General features: G+C 69.0%; 2 protein-coding genes and 1 pseudogene. 2 read left to right on the top strand and 1 reads right to left on the bottom strand.

The genetic code is table 11. The annotated features are described in order from the left end of the window. Both R1101_RS28415 and R1101_RS0123375 read left to right on the top strand, forming a co-directional pair. On the top strand, window positions 1-257 hold a 257-nt coding region (locus tag R1101_RS28415), incomplete at its 5' end, for a hypothetical protein (protein ID WP_037224895.1). Next, window positions 254-910, top strand: coding sequence for a MazG family protein (locus tag R1101_RS0123375; protein WP_016935599.1), 657 nt, complete (start codon window positions 254-256; stop codon window positions 908-910). The genes R1101_RS28415 and R1101_RS0123375, both read left to right, overlap by 4 nt. On the opposite strand, the pseudogene R1101_RS0123380 reads toward R1101_RS0123375, so the two are convergent. Further along, window positions 895-1,461 (bottom strand): annotated as a pseudogene (locus R1101_RS0123380) (glutamate-1-semialdehyde 2,1-aminomutase); the annotation flags it as partial. The gene R1101_RS0123375 and the pseudogene R1101_RS0123380 sit on opposite strands and share 16 nt — an antisense overlap.

Here is a 1,461-nt window from a genome sequence, read left to right on the forward strand (position 1 = left end):
CCGGAACCCAGATCCGGATCTCGCCGATGGAACTGCCCGACTCGAAGCAGATGCGGCTCAAGCGGTTGTATCCGGGCGCGCAGTACCGTGCGACCAGCGGCCTCGTCCAGCTGCCGATCCCACGGACCGGCGGTGTCGGATCGGATCGGGTGCGGGACGTGGCGTTGCTGCAGTACATCGCCGACTTCCTGCTGGCGCTCGACGGCAAACCGCAAGGGATGGTGGACCTGAACAGCGCGGCCACGGTGAATGCATGACCGACTACACCGCTCTCGTCGAGGCGGCGGCCGTGATGGACAGACTGTGGTCGTTCGGGGGATGGGAGGTCACCCAGACCCACGAGAGCCTGCGCCGTTATCTGATCGAGGAGACCTACGAGGTGCTCGACGCGGTCGAGTCGGGCGATCCGGACGAGCTCCGTGAAGAACTCGGCGACCTGCTCCTGCAGGTGCTGTTCCACTCGCGGATCGCCGAGGCGAACGGCCAGTTCACCGTCGAGGACGTGGCCGCCACGCTCGTCGCCAAGCTGGCCGCACGGAGCCCGCACCTGACCAACGGGCACACCGGCCCGCTCGACGTCGCGGAACAGGAGGCGGCGTGGGAGGTCGCGAAGAAGGCGGAGAAGGCCCGGGCGTCGTGTCTCGACGGGATCGCGATGGCACAGCCCGCACTCTCCTTGACGGACAAGGTGATCGAGCGTGCCACCCGGGCCGGCCTTCCCGCACATCTCGTACCGGCCGAGTTGCGGTTGGTACGAGTCACCGGTGCCGGTGATGCGGAGAGCGCGCTGCGCAGTGCCACAGTGCGTTTCGCGGCGGCCGTGCGGGCGGCAGAGAAAGCGGCCCATGCCGACGGCGTGCCCTACGGCGCCCTGGATGCCGATGCGTGGGAACGTTACTGGGAGAAGTGAAATCCGGTGGATGCGTCGTCGAGGCGCCTCGGCTCCGCGCGGGCGCGTAGCGCTGGAGCGACGGGCCGGCCTCGGAGGAGTCCGGCGACCCCGCCCGCGTCCAGGGCTCGGCGGTATACCGACATGGCCTCGCGTGCTGCCTCGATGGTCTCGTCCACGTCGGTGTCGGTGTGCGCTGCCGAGATGACGAACGATTGACCGAGCACTCCGCGCGTGAGCATCTCCTGCAGGAACAGCGTGCGGAACTCCTGTGACGGCTGCAGATCCGGATCGCGAGTGACGAAGATCAGGCAGGAGGGCCGCCCGAGCACCTGGACGTACCGTTCGACGCCGAGATCGGACGCCGCCGCATTCACCGCATCCGCGAGCCTGCGACCGGCCGCCTCCATCCGTCCGATCGGGTCCTCGGTGGCGTACGCGCGCACCACCGCGCGGAAGGCGGCCAGCCCCCCCGATTCGGGTCCGTGCGTGGTCGACAAGAGGAACACACGGTCGCTGTCGGTGCGCAGACCACCGCGCTCCATGAATTCGCGCCGCCCTGCCAGGGCGGC

Source organism: Rhodococcus sp. R1101 (assembly GCF_000278445.1).
Classification (GTDB): domain Bacteria; phylum Actinomycetota; class Actinomycetes; order Mycobacteriales; family Mycobacteriaceae; genus Rhodococcus; species Rhodococcus gordoniae.

Coding starts and splice junctions, on each gene's coding strand:
- R1101_RS0123375 (WP_016935599.1), top strand. CDS start 254: ATGACCGACTACACCGCTCTCGTCGAGGCGGCGGCCGTGATGGACAGA.